Source organism: Ligilactobacillus murinus (assembly GCF_003288115.1).
Lineage (GTDB): Bacteria > Bacillota > Bacilli > Lactobacillales > Lactobacillaceae > Ligilactobacillus > Ligilactobacillus murinus.
Map to the genome: position 1 here is coordinate 876,586 of NZ_CP023565.1, position 15,426 is coordinate 892,011.

A 15,426-nucleotide genomic window follows, 5' to 3' on the forward strand; every position below is an offset into this window, starting at 1 on the left:
TTTAAAACCTCCAAAAATTATCTATGCAAAAAATAGTGTATTCAAAAAACCTGAGAAAATCAAGAAGCTAAAGCAAACTACATTGAATGTGATAAAAATAGCTAAAGCTTCAGTAAATTTGTTGTGTGGTATCTTCTCTTTATGGCGCTTTTTAAAGCGTAGCCACATATCACACAAATTGATCGCCACTGCATGATACAAGCCATAGACGATATAATACCAAGTTACCCCATGCCAAAAGCCCATGATCAAAAAGAGCGTCAAATAGCCGACATTGGCGATCGCGATCCGACTTTTGAGCAATTTCTTTTTCATCATAAAGAAGACTAACCGCATGTAAATGTAATCTCTAAACCAAAACGACAAAGTCATATGCCATCTGTTCCAGAAATCCTTGATATTCTTAGCAATAAATGGTTTGTTAAAGTTCATCGGTGTTTGGATCCCCATGATATAGCTGATCCCAACTGCAAATAAACTATAACCTGCAAAATCAAAGAACAGATCCATCGAATAGGTATACATATATGCGATCACCCACCATGACCAGCCACCGTGTGCTAAGGCCAAGGCTGAGATCTTAGGCAACATCACGACCCCAAATAGATATGCCAGTAAAAACTTATAGACAAACCCTAAAAAGATATACCACATAGCTTTATCTAACAAAGCTAAATACTTATCACGTGCGGGGACCTTTTTATAATCACCTAAAAATCTGCGGTAACGGTCGATCGGTCCAGATGAGATCGTTGGGAAAAAGAGCAAGAAGTGTACAACCTCACTTAGTCCAACTTCTTTGATGATCCCATCTCTGATCTCCATGATCATTCCCACCGCCTTAAAGGTTAAATAACTGATCCCTAAAAAGCCAATGATCGATTCACGCCCATTATTCATGACTGGTGCTATCTTAACGATCACTAGGGGGAGGATCGACAAAATGACAGTCAAATTAAAGATCCAAGAAGCATTTTTACGTTTACGATAAGCAAGGTACCCATAGATCAGCAAAAGTTCAAAAATAATATATCCGATCAAGGCTACCCCTTGTTGCCACTTTACGCCTCCAAAGGTCAGCAATAAAAATAGAAATGAGATGATCGTTTCATAAACTCTAAAGCGTCGACCGTATAAAAGTCCTACCATGATCGGCAATAGACCGATCGCCAGTAATACAAAATAGGTCGGATCTTGGTACGGTTGCATATTAAGCATCAGTCATTAACCTCTTTCATCAAAGATTTGCGATCGATCTTTCCGTTAGCAGTCAACGGTAATGAATCGACGTAAATAAATTTTTGAGGCATCATATATGACATCATCGTTTCTAAGAGTTCTTGCTTGATCGCTTGTGTTAGCTTGAAGTCACTCTCAAAATCAGCTGTCTTTGTCTCATCTTTGACCACATAAGCGATCAATTGACTGACTTTATGATCTTTGCCATACCGTGGGACCGTCGTAGCTTGAGCAACATAACTCACTTTATCTAAATGATGATCAACATCCTCTAGTTCGATCCTAAATCCGTGTAACTTGATCTGAAAATCGATCCGCCCTTTATACAACAATTGACCAGCTTCATCATACTGTCCAAGATCACCAGTCTTATACGCTGGGCGTCCCTCAAACTCAACAAATGCATGCGCTGTTTTTTCCGGATTATTCAAATATCCCTTTGAAACACTTGGACCTGCGATCAAGATCTCACCACTTTGCCCTTGTTCGACTGGTTTACCAGCTTCATCGATCAACGCGATGGTGGTATCGGCCTTAGCTTGGCCGATCGGTAACCGAGGATATTTTTCCAAGACCTCAGTTGTGATCTCAACTGCACTGACAGCCACAGTCGCTTCAGTTGGACCATAGGTGTTATAGATCTTAGCTTCAGGAAAGCGTTGTTTTAACGTCGCCGCTGTCTTATGTGTCAATTCTTCCCCACAGAAGAAGAAATGCGTCAACTCAGGAAGATTCTTTGCATCAAAAGTCGGTTGCAGTAGACAAATATCCATAAATGAGGGGGTCGAGACCCATTCACTTACATGCAATTTAGGTAAAACTGCAAATAACTCCTTGAAGTTATCCGTTGTTTCCTTAGGTAAAACTGTCAACTGACGCCCAGCTGTCAAAGTTGGATAGAGGTCCATCACTGAGAGGTCAAAAGAATATGGTGGTTGTGATAAACAGATACCATCACTAGCTAAACCAAAATCTGTTTGCATCCAAGTGTTGAAACTTACTAAATTATCATGGCTGATCTGAACGCCCTTTGGTACCCCCGTAGTTCCAGAGGTGAAGATGATATAGAAGTTATCATCTCCAGCAACATAATTTTCTGACGCCTCATATGTAGCCTTTGTCGCAAAAACTTCTGCCAATTTAGCTGGTGTAACGACGGGCAATGTTCCCAATTCTAATGGCAACTCTTCAACTGCGATACAAGCCACTGGACGGGCGATCTCATTTATAACTTTGATCCGTTCTAATGGCGAGTGAGCATCAACAGGAATATAAGCATGTCCTGCTTTGACCGCCCCTAAAAAAGCAGCGATCATTTCAAATGTCTGCCCTCCAAAAACGATCACAGGTGCACCCTTAGGTAAGTTTAAATTGAGCAAATAACTAGCTAAAGCATCGGAATATGCTTTGAGCTCAGCATACGTATTAGTCTTACCTAAATAATCGTAGGCAATTTTAGTTGGCGTTTCGATCCCCCAACGATCGATCGCTTTGATTAAATTTTCTGCCAAACAAATCACTCCTAAAATTCGTTGTAGATAAAGTGTGGTTGATTTACACCACTGTAACTATAGAGATAGACCAGTGCAAATAAAACAGCAAAATAAAAAACTGTTTTTAAAGCAAATGTGACATACTCATTTTTAAAAAACTTTGTCCACTTTTCTTTCAATATTTTTCTCCTAATCTATATATTGATACGTAGGTAAAATCTACCTCAACTAATTTATATTACAATACTCTTATATTAGATTACAAGATTAATTACACAAGACTTGGTTTATCAAGCACTTGTCCTAAAGTAATTAAAGACCAATGTTTTCCAAAAAGCAAGGTCAAATAATTAAGAATACTTTAAATTCACTTAGAATTCATCAATTCTTCAAATTGATCGATCGCATCTTTAGGCCCAGCTACTAAGATACTGTCATGTAGACCTAATACATCATCAGCTGCTGGAAGATTCATCTCACTTTTACTATGAGCAATTGCGATCACATTTAGCTTATATTTATCGCGGAAATTCAATTCAGCTAATGACCGGCCAAAGAAGCGCGGATTAGTGATCAAGATCTCAGCCATCTTGAAGTTTGAATCTAGATCTAAATAATCGATCATATTTTTAGAGGTCAAACTCCGCCCGATCCTCACCCCCATGTCGCGTTCGGGATGGACGACTCGATCGACACCTAATTTTTCTAGAACTTTAGCGTGATTTTCATTTTGAGCCTTAGCCGTTACATATTTGACCCCTTGTTCTTTGACCATCAAAGTTACTAAAATACTTGCTTGAATATCCTCACCGATCGCAATGATCACATGGTCAAAGTTCCTGATCCCCAACGAACGTAAAATGTCTTCGTCTTGAGCATCGGCAACAACTGCTTGGGTCGCAATATCTTTGTAATCATTGACCCTAGCTTCATCATGATCGATCGCCAAAACTTCTTGTCCCGCATCAGCTAGTGTTTGACAGACACTACCGCCAAAACGCCCGAGACCGATCACGGCAAATGTTTGCTTTTCCATGCGTTTTTCTGCTATATAATATGCTCAATTTTAATACTGTACTTTGAGTAAGAATATAGCTTTTCCTTTCTTGATTTTATTTACTGCTACTAACATTAGTGATCTAATATCTAAAAAGCCCAGTCAACTTTTAGCTGACTAGGCTCGCTTTTTAGTATTCCATTAAGCATAGTGTATCATAATCTTTGATACGTTTTCGTCCATTTAGATCTTTTAATTCGATGATAAAGGCACAGCCAACTACTTCACCACCGAGTTGTTCAACTAGATCGATCGTAGCACCGATCGTTCCACCAGTTGCTAATAGATCGTCAACGATCAAAACTTTTTGTCCTGGCTTGATCGCATCTTTATGCATGTAAAGTGCAGAAGTACCATACTCTAGATCGTATTTTGCTTCGACCGTTTCTCGTGGTAACTTACCTGCTTTACGTGCAGGAGCAAAGCCAACACCTAATTCATAAGCCACGGGACAGCCTACGATAAAGCCACGGGCTTCAGGACAAGCGACCATTTCAACGCCCTTATCTTTGGCAAATTGAACGATCCGATCTGTTGCTTGGCGATAGGCTTCACCATCAGCCATTAGGGGCGTAATATCGCGAAAGATGATCCCTTTTTCAGGATAATCAGGGATACTTTCAACATAATTATTTAAATCCAAAGCCATTTTTTAACTCCTTCTCTCGCCACTAACCTAAACGTTGTAGTAACCAGTCAGTCAACTCTTCGTCTGAACTAGTCGAAACTAGCTCTTCGACTTGTATTTGCTGGCCATGTGTGCGATAACTATTTGTATCTTCTAATCGATGTGGACGTGCATTTCTCACACCAACTAAAATTCCATTTTTTATTGTAACAAATCCTGCCTCAAAAAACATCTTTAAGACCAAAACTAGTTGAGATTTTTCTAGTCCCACTTGAGTTGCAGCTTGATCAAGGTCTGTTTTTAAATTCAAATGTCCTACTTGAAAAATAAATTTATACACTTTAGTAAGCGCTGTTCTTTCAGGTAATGGTGCGCTTTTAGCCTTAGTGTATAAAATAACCCGGACTTTAGCGCAATCAAGTTTACTTAAAACAAATTCCAATTGAGCAAGATTTTGTGGTAGATCGACTAAAACTATTTCATCTGCTGTCAATTGAGATAGATTTTGATCAAAAACGACACATTTAGAACCGGCTGGCAGATGATCAGCAAAACGTTGGGCTAAGTTTGCATTGAAAAAGCCATAAAGAGCTGGCCGCAAAAACTGCTCTTTTTGTAATCGTTCGCTTCGCTCAATGATCACTTGTGGCTTTGGCTTAACTGCCTGAGCTAAGTCCTTGATCAATAATTGTGGACTAACGTTACCACGCCATTCATTTTTATCGACTGAGGCGACAAATTTTAATGACTTAGGCTGAGTTAGTAATTCTGGTAATTTATCACCAACACCAAAAGCTAGGGCTGCTAATTGGGTCTTACCAGTACTTAGATCCAACCGCAAATGATCATTTGTCTTACCTAGAGCTTTAGCTTGCACAACTTGGTAGTCTATGATCTCAAATAATGGAACTTCATTATCCGTCCCAAAAGGTGCTAGTTTATCTAACGAAGCGATCAGATCTAGCGTAACTTCACTGGCCTTAAGTTTAGCTGACACCTTCAAAACAGGTTTCTTTGTTAAATCAAGTTCTTGGGCTTTTGCCTCTTCATCCAAGATCGCTTGAAGTTGAGACAAATTGCTAACTTCAAGAGCTAATCCACATGCCATGTGATGACCACCAAAGCTTGTCATCAGTTCCCGATGTCCATCCAAAGCATTAAACAGATGGAAGTCCTCGATCGACCGCCCAGAGCCTTTAGCGATCCCTTCATCTGAAATATCGAGCACCAAAGTCGGCCGGCCCGTTTTTTCGACCAAACGACTCGCTACGATCCCTAAGACGCCTTCGTGCCAATCAGAACCGGCTACAACATTGACCAAATGTTTTGGTTCTTGTTCAAGCTTATGCAATGCCTGCTTTGTGATCTCTTCAACGATATTTTGTCTTTGGATGTTCAAGCTCTGAGCTTCTTTGGCTAAATCTGTCGCTAACTCATCATCTAATGTCGTCAACAGCTCAACACCACTTTGGGCATGTTGCATTCGGCCGATCGCATTTAAGCGCGGTCCTAACGAAAAACCGATCGTTTCAGAAGTGATCGCTCGTTGGTCAACACCCGCAACTTCATATAAAGCAAGTAATCCAGGACGCAAGGTATTTTCCAGAGCCGTCAACCCAAATTTGACCAAAGCACGATTCTCATCTGTCAATGAGACAAGATCAGCCACTGTTCCGATCGTCGCTAGATCCAAGAGATCTTGTGGGATCTCATCTAACAGCGCTGTTGCCACTTTAAAAGCTACCCCCGCTCCTGAAAGATCACAAAACGGATATTTTCCTTTAGGATGACGAGGATGGACCACCGCATAAGCATCTGGTAGCGTTTGGGGCAATTCATGATGATCAGTGACGAGCACATCAACACCTTTTTCATTTGCCAAAGTGATCGCCTCGTGACCTGAGACACCATTATCAACGGTCACGATCAGTTCAGTTCCATTAGCGATCAAACGTTCATATGCGTCTTTATTGGGACCGTAACCATCTTTGAAGCGATCAGGGATATAGTAATCAACATCAGCACCTAACTGTGTCAAAGTCTCATACATGATCGCCGTACTAGTCAGTCCGTCGGCATCATAGTCACCATAGATCGTGATATGCTCACCTGAAACGATCGCTTCTTGGATCCGATCAACTGTTTTTTGCATATCATATAGTAAATATGGATCGTAAAAACTCGTACTTGATGGCTCAAGAAATCTGCGAACCTCCTCGACGGTCGTATATCCCTTCTTCACTAACAGCTCAGCCACTAGAGTAGCCAAGCCAAATTCATCTGCGATCGCTTGGCTAGCTGGAGTTGGGGCCAGGTTTTCTTCTTGCCATCGATATTTTGCTGAAACCAATATTTTTCCCCCTACATCTAACTACTTTTCTTCTGTTTTTGTATCGTGTTTTATCTCTTGTTTAATGTTTTTATCTGCCCGGCGCATTGCTTGATTAGATTCTAATTTACTCTTGACCTGTTTTAATTCCTGCTTTTGTTGCAAAATAGTCGTCATCGAGAAAAGAACTGCTAAAATAACACCTAAAAGTAATGAGATCACCAAGATCACAACTAACGGCATCGTAACTTGGGAAAAGCCAAAATTAACAGTCACAGGTTGCACATTTAACCATGAAAAGATCACGATCACCAAGACTAAAACTAAAATTCCGATCAAACTCCATTGTTTTTTCATAGATCTTACCTATCCTTTATTATTTTTTATTAAAGATCCCGCCAGCCAGATGATCACCTAGCCACGGAAACATTTGATACCCGTGATGCGCTAGTTCCATATAATATGGCAAATTGAGCTCGCGTTTACGTGTCCCGATCGCCTTAACGATCTTTTCAGCAACGATCTCTGGATTCAATGACATTTTCTTGACCCGATCGATATATTCGCCTGTTTCATCGGCAATTTCAAAGAAAGCTGTTCTGATCGGACCTGGATTGACTGTCAAGACTGCGATCCCCAAAGGTTTTAATTCTAAACGCAAAGCATTTGAATATGCGATCACAGCTGCTTTAGTAGCTGAATAGATCGATGATTTGGGAGTTGCGATCTTGCCACCGATCGAGGCTACATTGATGATCATGCCTCGTTTGCGCTTAGCCATATATAAAGCTGTATATTTAGTTACATACATCAAGCCTAAGACATTGACCCGAAACATTCTTTCGGCAATATCCATTCTAAAGTCCAGGGCTTGACGCATAAAACCAAAACCAGCATCATTGATCAAAACATCGATCGGACCGACATTTGCTTCTACTTCATCGATCACTTTTTCGATCTGATGCGGATGCGAGACATCTAATTGGTAAGCATAGGCCAATCTCCCAGAGATCGCCCGACAAACAGCCATTACTTTTTCAAGCTTATCTTTGCGCCGAGCACACCCAACTACGATCGCCCCTTGCTTAGCAACTTGATAGGCAACTTGTTCGCCTAAACCAGAAGAAGCTCCTGTGATCAAAACAACTCGATTCGTTAGATCTTTTAATTGCTTATATCCTGTCATTAGCTTTTTTCACCTTTCTTTTTGAATGGAACATCGATCACATCAAAATCTTTGACTACCTTGACATTACTGAAGATACTTGCAGCATCTTTTTGCAGTTGCGTTGCTAAAGGTCCGACATAACGTGCCGAAATGTGATTCAATAGTAATTGCTTGACACCCGCTTTATTTGCGATCTTAGCTGCTTGAATGCACGTCGAGTGATAATAGTTACGTGCTAGTTTGCTCTCGCCTTTACCAAAAGTACTCTCGTGTACTAACACATCTGCACCTTGCGCTAATTCTAAGATCCCAGGTGTTTGTCTAGTATCACCTAAGATCGTGATGATCCGACCCTTTTGGGGTTCACCGATGTAATCTTTACCATCAAGCGTGCGTCCATCAGGTAAAGTCACAACATCTCCAGCCTTGATCCGACCATAGATCGGCCCCGAAGGAACATGTTCAGCCCGCAACTTATCGATCAACAGTTCACCTGGATGATCTTTTTCTTCGATCCGATAACCCACACATTCGATCCGATGATCTAGCCGCTGAAATGAAACTTTGAATTTATCATCCTCAAAAATCACACCTTCGTCTGTTAATTCTACAAATCGCAGTGGGTATGAAAGATGTGTTTGCGAAACTTTCAAACTTATCCTCACAAAATCAGCGATCCCTTTAGGTCCATAGATCGTCAGTGGGTGTAATTTTTCTCCCCCTTGAAATGAACGACTACTTAAAAAACCAGGTAGTCCAAAGATATGATCTCCATGTAAATGCGTTATAAAGATCTTATCGACCTTACGTGGCCTGATCGTCGTGTGTAAGATCTGATGTTGCGTTCCTTCGCCAACATCAAATAACCACACCGCATTTTCCTCATCTAACAGTTTAAGGGCGACCGATGATACATTGCGAAATTTCGCAGGTGAGCCCGCACCTGTACCTAAAAATTCTAATTCCATCAATTGATATTCCTATTCTAATCGGCAAAGCCGAAGTAGTTTTTCATGTTATTCCTTTTATATTCTATCATCATTTCCCCAAGTAGACAAAGTACCCTCTATCCAAAACCTCAGTCGAACATCTCTTTTTAAGTATTCGATAACGATTTAAATAAAAAATATTACATTTCTTTATTTGCAATAGCATAAAAATTTTGTCTTTATCGAACAAATGTTTTATAATACAATTGAGGTGAGTCCATTGCGTATCAGTGATTTTTTACATTTGACCACAGAACTCGATCTGACTTTAAAAGTTTACTTCACAACGTCCACGCAAACTTTGCCAATAGGAGTAGTACGCTTTTTGCCGACTGAAGTTGTTTTGTTGCCAACTAAAAAGCCCCTAACACTAAAAGAACTTCAGCTAAAGTTAGCACCTATAGCTCCAACTACAACACTAAGTTTAATGTCTAATGATACACTCCAACCACTTTTTGGGATCAAGATCAGCCCTCCAAAATTATTACTTAAGTAAAAAAGATGCCTTCAAAACCTGAAAGCATCTTTTATTTATTTTAGTATCTGTTTGGCTACAAAAGGTCCATAGTATTTGAGTCCTTCTGGATTTGGATGAACATTATCACCATAGAACCAATCGGCATGATCTTTACTGTAAGCATACCAATCAATTATCTTTAGATTGTGATATTTCTTAGCAGCTTCTTTTAGATCATCGTTGACCTGGTCTTGCCAACGTCGTGTCGGAACATGGACATTGATCCAATACACTTTGCGTTTATCACCTAAGATCGTCATGATCTGTTGCATCTCATCTTCCGTAAATGGGCCATTAGTACCTTCACTGATCAAAACTGTGTCAGATAGTTTACCCATTTGAGCTAACGATTGTAAGACTGGGATCGCTTCTTTGACCTGACGTCCGACTTTAGCATCGACATACATATTAGGGAAGATTCCTTGGAGTGTTGCTGAAGCATCAGCAAGGACCGAATCACCTACTGCTGTGATCGGTAAAGTTTGTGCTCGAGTAAGCTCAGCTTGGGTCAATGAATCACTTGAACTAGATTCAGATCTACTTGTTGCTTGCTCAGAACTTGCTTTTTGAACACTTGAAGCTTGACTACTTTTCTCAGCTTGGATCTCCTTATTTTGCGTTGCCACCTTTTTGTTATTTGACTCGATCGCTTTTTCTAATGCTGAATTTTGCTTACTTTCAGAACCCTGAGCCGGGGAAATGATCGCACCCGTCAAAGCTAATAAGATGATCACACTTGGTACAGCTAGATACCAGCGTTTTTTGCCATAGCGTGATCCTGGTGCAAAAATTTCCTTGATCGTTATCCATGTCTTAGAATAGTCAAAATGTTGCAAGGGCAATTCAAGATAACGATAAGAAAGATCACTGATCATTAAGATCAAAGCTACTTCGATCACACCGTATAAGAATGGATGGTCGGCGACATTTACTTTGTCTTCAAAAAAGACCAAGACTGGATATTGATATAAGTAGATCCCGTAACTGCGCTTTCCGATCCAAGTAAATAATGGATTTGTCAACAAACGGTTGATGTCAGCCCCAGGATGAGCCACAACTGCGACTAAGATCATCGATAAAACAGAGAAGAAAAACATCCCGCCCCGATAAACCAAAGCACTTTCACCCGTCATACGCATAAACATCCAAAGTAAAAGCAACATTGTGACGCCACCGATCACATCTAGGGCTAGCCTAAAGTTTGGTTGCAAATCCTTTTTAAGGGCTGTACTTGGCCAAATAACTGCTAACGATGTCCCTAATAAGATCGAAAACATCCGTGTATCTGTACCGTAGTAAACACGGGAGGGATCTTGACCACTCCGATACAAGATAGCCATCAATAAAGCCGAGATAAACGCTAAAATGATCATCGTATCAAAGATCGGTTGTTTCTTTTTGACAAATTTTAGCAATAATAAAATAATTATCGGCCAAAAAAGATAAAATTGTCCTTCGATCGATAATGACCATAGATGGGTAAACGGTGACTGGGTACCAAACTTATCAAAATAAGATTCATGATGTGCCACTTGGAACCAATTATAAACATATAAAAAATTGGTCGCGATTATTGCCCGAATATTTGTCAGTAGATCACGGACAAACAAAGTAATGTAGGCAGTCGTTACTAATACCAATGTAACTAAAGCTGGATACAGGCGCTTCATTCGTCTAATATAAAAGCCCTTGATATCGATCCGTCTATTTTGTTGCCATTCTTGAAACAATAGATCTGTGATCAAATAACCAGAGACCACAAAAAAGATCGGAACTCCTAAGAAACCACCTTGAAATTGATACGGTGCCAGATGATACAAAATAACACCGATGACTGCGATCGTTCTGATACCATCAAAACCTGTAATATATCTACTCTTCTTTAACCTTTTTCCCATTTGTAAATATTTCCTTTAAATCTTATTCAACAAATTCAAATGTAAAGTTGCCAATTCTTACAAGATCACCGTTCTTAGCTCCACGCTCACGCAAGGCATCATCAACGCCCATTCCACGTAATTGACGCGCAAAACGCATCATGCTTTCTTCGTGATCTAGGTTCGTCATCTTGAAGAGTTTTTCTAACTTAGCACCACCAAGGATCCAGGTTGCATCTGCATCACGTGTAAGCGTAAATGGTGCTTGTGCCGCTTGTTCCTCAAACTCATAGACTTTAGCTTGTTTATCTTGGAGTTTTTCAGCTTTAGTCTCAAACGCTGGTGTCTCAGCCAACAACTTAGCAGTCTTGTGTAATAATTCATCTAAACCTTGATGTGTCAAAGAAGAGATGGCTAACACTTCTGGTTTAGTTGCTAAAGTATCATCTTGAGCAAGTTGTTCTTTAAATTTAGCTAAGTTTTCAGCCGAATCAGGCATATCCATCTTAGAAGCGACTACGATCTGTGGCCGCTTCAACAAAGCTGGATCATATTTCTTTAGTTCAGCATTGATCTTTTGATAATCTTCAAATGGATCGCGCCCTTCTGTCCCTGACATGTCGACCAAATGTAAGATCACTCTTGTCCGCTCAACGTGACGTAAAAATTGGATCCCTAAGCCAACGCCTTGTGAGGCACCTTCGATCAAACCTGGCAGATCAGCCATTACGAAATCTTGCCCGTCATCTAAACGTACCATCCCTAAGTTTGGCACAAGTGTTGTAAAGTGGTAATCAGCGATCTTAGGTTTAGCACTTGTTACCACCGAAAGTAAGGTCGATTTTCCAACTGATGGGAGCCCGACCAGTCCCACATCCGCTAAAACCTTAAGTTCAAGCTTTAGATTTCGTTCGATCCCTGGTTCACCATTTTCAGCGATCTCAGGGGCTGGATTCTTAGCTGAAGCAAAATGAATATTGCCACGACCACCACGACCACCTTTAGCTACGACTAATTCAGCGTTATTTTCGACTAGATCGCCTAAAACCTCACCAGTATCAGCATCCGTCACGGTCGTACCTTGTGGAACTGCAATATATAAGTCTTTTGCTCCACGACCATACATCCCTTTGATCATTCCATTTTGGCCAGGTTTAGCCTTAAAAATACGGTGATAACGAAAATCCATCAAAGTCCGTAAACCTTCATCGACTTTCAAGATGACACTACCACCTTTACCACCGTCTCCCCCAGCCGGTCCTCCATTAGGAACATATTTTTCGCGCCGAAAAGCTACGGCACCGTCGCCACCTTTACCAGCTTTGACTTGAATTTTAACTTGATCTACAAACATTTATTTCACCCTTCTAAATAATCCGACAACCTCTGCTGTCCAGGATGTTTCTACATAATCTCTAACTATTATTCAATATTATCTAAAATTTTTTCAAAATATTGTAACACTAAGCACAAGTATAACAGTTTCACGCCTCATTCTTCAACCAAGAATAACACTTAATTATCTAAACTTAACTTGATCGTTTGGGCGACCTTTTTAGAGATCCCTAAAGCTTGAAGCTCTTCTAATGAAGCTTGCGCGATCTTCTTTAAAGATCCGTAATTACGCAAAAGTTTGATCCGCGTTTTTGGTCCCACACCGGGGATCCGTTCAAGCTTGGATGAAAGCGAATTTTTCGATCTAACTTGACGGTGAAATGTCACTGCAAATCGGTGAACTTCATCTTGGATCCTTTGCAACAGATAAAAGCCCTCGCTCTTTGGATCTAGTCCGATCCGTTCGCCGGTTTGACGTAAAAGATCAGCCGTCTTATGGTGCTCATTTTTTACCATCCCAGCTACTGGGATCGCCAAGCCTAACTGATTATGCAAAACATCGACTGCCGCTTGAACTTGGATCTCGGCTCCGTCCATCAAGATCAAATCAGGTAACGGCTTTTTTTCTTTCAACAACCGGCTATAACGGCGATAGATGACTTCTCGCGTGCTTGCAGCTTCATCCGCATGATCAACTGTTTGTAATTTGTATTTCCGATAATCATTTTTCTCTGGTTGCCCATCAACAAAACAAACCATCGCTGAAACGAGATCTGAACCTTGCGTATGCGAATGATCAAAGGCTTCGATCCGATGGCCCACCGGTAACCCTAAAGCATCAGTGATCTCTTTCATTGCTCCAGTCGTTTTGCGATCATCTAATTCTAGTAAACGAAACTTTTCTTCTAAAATTAACTGGGCATTTTTGCTAGCAAGATCGAGCAATTCCTTTTTGGTCCCACGTTTTGGTGTCCTAACTGGTGTTTGTAAAATATCAGCTAAGATCTCTTTATCGATCCTTTCTGGAACTAAGATCTCTTTAGGCAAGATCCGATTTTTTTGGTTGTAAAACTGTAAGATAAATGAAGCTAGTTCGGCCTCAGGCGTATCGATACATGGGAAAAGCCGTTTTTCTCGTTTCATTAACCGAGCCTGACGAATGAAGAAAACCTGGATCGAGATCCACCCCTTATCCATATAAAAACCAAACAGATCTCGTGGTGTATTATCATTAGAAATTATTTTTTGCCGTTCAACAGTCATCTCAACATAACGGATCTGATCTCTGATCTCACCGGCACGCTCATATTCGAGTTGTTCGGCAGCCTGTTGCATCTTTGTGGTCAATTCTCGCTTGATCCCACCAACATTACCACTTAAAAAAGATTTGATCTTTTTGATATTTTTTTCATACTCAGCTGGATCGACTTCTTTAAAACAGGCCCCTAAACATTGGCCCATATGATAATACAAGCAAGGACGCTTTTGATACCCATTGCAGCGTCTTAACGGATATACCTTTTGCAATAACTGTAATGTTTCTTGAGCAGCGTAAACATTAGGATAAGGGCCAAAATAATAGCCCCCATCTTTTTTGACTTGACTAACGATCTTTAGTACGGGGTCTTTTTCGTTAGTGATCTTGATATACGGATAACCCGTTCCCCGTTTCAACTTGATATTATAATGAGGTGTATACTTTTGGATCAGCGTTATTTCTAGCAAGAACGCTTCTTTATCTGTCGAAGTAATGATCGTTTCAAAATCATAGATCTCAGAGACCAACTTAGCTGTCTTACCTTCATGACTACTTTTAAAATAAGACCTGACCCGGTTTTTCAAATTCTTAGCCTTCCCCACATAAATGATCTTGCTATTGATATCTTTCATCAGATAGCATCCGGGAAGATCAGGTAACAACTTTAATTTGTTTTCAATATGTTCTGATGCCATCCCACTTTTCCTTTCGCTACTTCCTCTACATTAATTATACAGCAAAAATTGGCTTTACAATACGTAAAAATACGCTTGCCCTCAAATGACAAGCGTATTTTTCTAATCATTTATTTTATAAAACTTTTGCTAAAAAATCTTTGGCACGAGCAGATTTTGGATGTTCAAAGATCTCTTCTGGACTACCGATCTCTTGAACATAGCCATCTGCCATGAACCAAACTTCATCAGCCACCTCGCGAGCAAAGCCCATTTCATGTGTGACCACGACCATTGTCATTCCACTATCAGCTAAATCTTGCATAACTTTCAAAACTTCGCCGACCATCTCAGGATCTAAGGCACTAGTTGGTTCGTCAAATAAAATAACTTCTGGATCCATCGCTAATGCACGTGCGATCGCCACCCGTTGCTTTTGGCCCCCAGATAGACTATCTGGGAATTGGTCAGCTTTATCTAAAAGTCCAACTTTATCAAGCAGCTCTTTCCCACGCTCTCTGGCTGTCTTTTCATCCACATTTTTGACTTTCATCGGTGCTAACTTGATATTTTCTAAAACACTCATATTTGGGAAAAGATTGAAGCCTTGAAAGACCATCCCCATCTTTTCACGTAAAACATTTAATTGTTTTTCAGAAATATGTGCCAGATCTTGACCATCAAAAATGATCTTGCCACTTGTTGGTTTTTCTAAAACATTTAAGCAACGTAAAAATGTACTCTTACCTGAGCCAGAAGGTCCGATCACACAGATAACTTGACCTTTATCCACTGTTTCGGTGATATCTTTTAAGACTTCATTTTTACCGTAATTTTTCTTCAAGTTTTTGATCTCGATCAT

Annotated in this window: 14 protein-coding genes; 1 reads left to right on the forward strand and 13 read right to left on the reverse strand. The window is 40.3% G+C overall.

Annotation, left to right across the window (positions count from 1 at the left end):
- Positions 1-21 precede the first annotated feature (21 nt).
- The 9 genes from dltB to rnz form a co-directional block, all read right to left on the reverse strand.
- The gene (dltB, locus tag CPS94_RS04385) at positions 22-1,218 is read right to left on the reverse strand and encodes a D-alanyl-lipoteichoic acid biosynthesis protein DltB (protein ID WP_004047343.1); all 1,197 of its coding nucleotides are present in this window, start codon (positions 1,216-1,218) and stop codon (positions 22-24) included.
- Positions 1,218-2,750: a D-alanine--poly(phosphoribitol) ligase subunit DltA gene (gene dltA, locus CPS94_RS04390; protein WP_004047342.1), complete on the reverse strand. Its 1,533-nt coding sequence runs from the start codon at positions 2,748-2,750 to the stop codon at positions 1,218-1,220. The genes dltB and dltA overlap by 1 nt, the downstream gene beginning before the upstream one ends.
- Positions 2,751-2,761: 11 nt before the next feature.
- On the reverse strand, positions 2,762-2,911 hold the full coding sequence (locus CPS94_RS04395; protein WP_004047341.1) for a teichoic acid D-Ala incorporation-associated protein DltX: 150 nt from the start codon (positions 2,909-2,911) through the stop codon (positions 2,762-2,764).
- A gap of 188 nt (positions 2,912-3,099) precedes the next feature.
- Positions 3,100-3,768, reverse strand: coding sequence for a potassium channel family protein (locus tag CPS94_RS04400; protein WP_112194835.1), 669 nt, complete (start codon positions 3,766-3,768; stop codon positions 3,100-3,102).
- Between the two features lie 151 nt (positions 3,769-3,919).
- Positions 3,920-4,438: an adenine phosphoribosyltransferase gene (locus tag CPS94_RS04405; protein WP_004047337.1), complete on the reverse strand. Its 519-nt coding sequence runs from the start codon at positions 4,436-4,438 to the stop codon at positions 3,920-3,922.
- Between the two features lie 22 nt (positions 4,439-4,460).
- Complete coding sequence (recJ, locus tag CPS94_RS04410) at positions 4,461-6,767, reverse strand: single-stranded-DNA-specific exonuclease RecJ (protein WP_112194833.1); 2,307 nt, start codon at positions 6,765-6,767, stop codon at positions 4,461-4,463.
- A gap of 21 nt (positions 6,768-6,788) precedes the next feature.
- Positions 6,789-7,103 carry a LapA family protein gene (locus CPS94_RS04415; protein ID WP_004047334.1) on the reverse strand — a complete coding sequence of 105 codons (315 nt, stop codon included), beginning with the start codon at positions 7,101-7,103 and terminating at the stop codon, positions 6,789-6,791.
- A 19-nt stretch (positions 7,104-7,122) separates the two neighbouring features.
- Positions 7,123-7,932 carry an SDR family NAD(P)-dependent oxidoreductase gene (locus CPS94_RS04420; protein WP_004047332.1) on the reverse strand — a complete coding sequence of 270 codons (810 nt, stop codon included), beginning with the start codon at positions 7,930-7,932 and terminating at the stop codon, positions 7,123-7,125.
- Entirely contained in the window at positions 7,932-8,882 is a 951-nt protein-coding gene (gene rnz / locus CPS94_RS04425; protein ID WP_112194831.1) for a ribonuclease Z, read from the reverse strand. The genes CPS94_RS04420 and rnz overlap by 1 nt, the downstream gene beginning before the upstream one ends.
- A gap of 232 nt (positions 8,883-9,114) precedes the next feature.
- Here rnz and CPS94_RS04430 point away from each other — a divergent pair, with 232 nt between their 5' ends.
- A complete protein-coding gene (locus CPS94_RS04430) occupies positions 9,115-9,399 on the forward strand; it encodes a hypothetical protein (protein ID WP_238145383.1) in 285 nt (94 codons plus the stop codon).
- A gap of 35 nt (positions 9,400-9,434) precedes the next feature.
- Here CPS94_RS04430 and CPS94_RS04435 read toward each other — a convergent pair whose 3' ends face one another.
- The 4 genes from CPS94_RS04435 to CPS94_RS04450 form a co-directional block, all read right to left on the reverse strand.
- Positions 9,435-11,318: an acyltransferase family protein gene (locus tag CPS94_RS04435; RefSeq protein WP_112194827.1), complete on the reverse strand. Its 1,884-nt coding sequence runs from the start codon at positions 11,316-11,318 to the stop codon at positions 9,435-9,437.
- Positions 11,319-11,340: 22 nt separating this feature from the next.
- Positions 11,341-12,651: a GTPase ObgE gene (obgE, locus tag CPS94_RS04440; protein WP_112194825.1), complete on the reverse strand. Its 1,311-nt coding sequence runs from the start codon at positions 12,649-12,651 to the stop codon at positions 11,341-11,343.
- Positions 12,652-12,812: 161 nt separating this feature from the next.
- Positions 12,813-14,585 (reverse strand): excinuclease ABC subunit UvrC, encoded by a 1,773-nt coding sequence (gene uvrC, locus CPS94_RS04445; RefSeq protein WP_112286377.1) that lies wholly within the window; start codon positions 14,583-14,585, stop codon positions 12,813-12,815.
- A 115-nt stretch (positions 14,586-14,700) separates the two neighbouring features.
- A complete protein-coding gene (locus CPS94_RS04450; RefSeq protein WP_162626460.1) occupies positions 14,701-15,426 on the reverse strand; it encodes an amino acid ABC transporter ATP-binding protein in 726 nt (241 codons plus the stop codon).

Excerpts from the sequence above, each read along its gene's own strand:
- dltB (WP_004047343.1), bottom strand. The coding sequence starts at position 1,218 with ATGCTTAATATGCAACCGTACCAAGATCCGACCTATTTTGTATTACTG.
- CPS94_RS04400 (WP_112194835.1), bottom strand. The coding sequence starts at position 3,768 with ATGGAAAAGCAAACATTTGCCGTGATCGGTCTCGGGCGTTTTGGCGGT.
- CPS94_RS04405 (WP_004047337.1), bottom strand. The coding sequence starts at position 4,438 with ATGGCTTTGGATTTAAATAATTATGTTGAAAGTATCCCTGATTATCCT.
- CPS94_RS04415 (WP_004047334.1), bottom strand. The coding sequence starts at position 7,103 with ATGAAAAAACAATGGAGTTTGATCGGAATTTTAGTTTTAGTCTTGGTG.
- CPS94_RS04420 (WP_004047332.1), bottom strand. The coding sequence starts at position 7,932 with ATGACAGGATATAAGCAATTAAAAGATCTAACGAATCGAGTTGTTTTG.
- rnz (WP_112194831.1), bottom strand. The coding sequence starts at position 8,882 with ATGGAATTAGAATTTTTAGGTACAGGTGCGGGCTCACCTGCGAAATTT.
- CPS94_RS04435 (WP_112194827.1), bottom strand. The coding sequence starts at position 11,318 with ATGGGAAAAAGGTTAAAGAAGAGTAGATATATTACAGGTTTTGATGGT.
- obgE (WP_112194825.1), bottom strand. The coding sequence starts at position 12,651 with ATGTTTGTAGATCAAGTTAAAATTCAAGTCAAAGCTGGTAAAGGTGGC.
- uvrC (WP_112286377.1), bottom strand. The coding sequence starts at position 14,585 with ATGGCATCAGAACATATTGAAAACAAATTAAAGTTGTTACCTGATCTT.
- CPS94_RS04450 (WP_162626460.1), bottom strand. The coding sequence starts at position 15,426 with ATGATCGAGATCAAAAACTTGAAGAAAAATTACGGTAAAAATGAAGTC.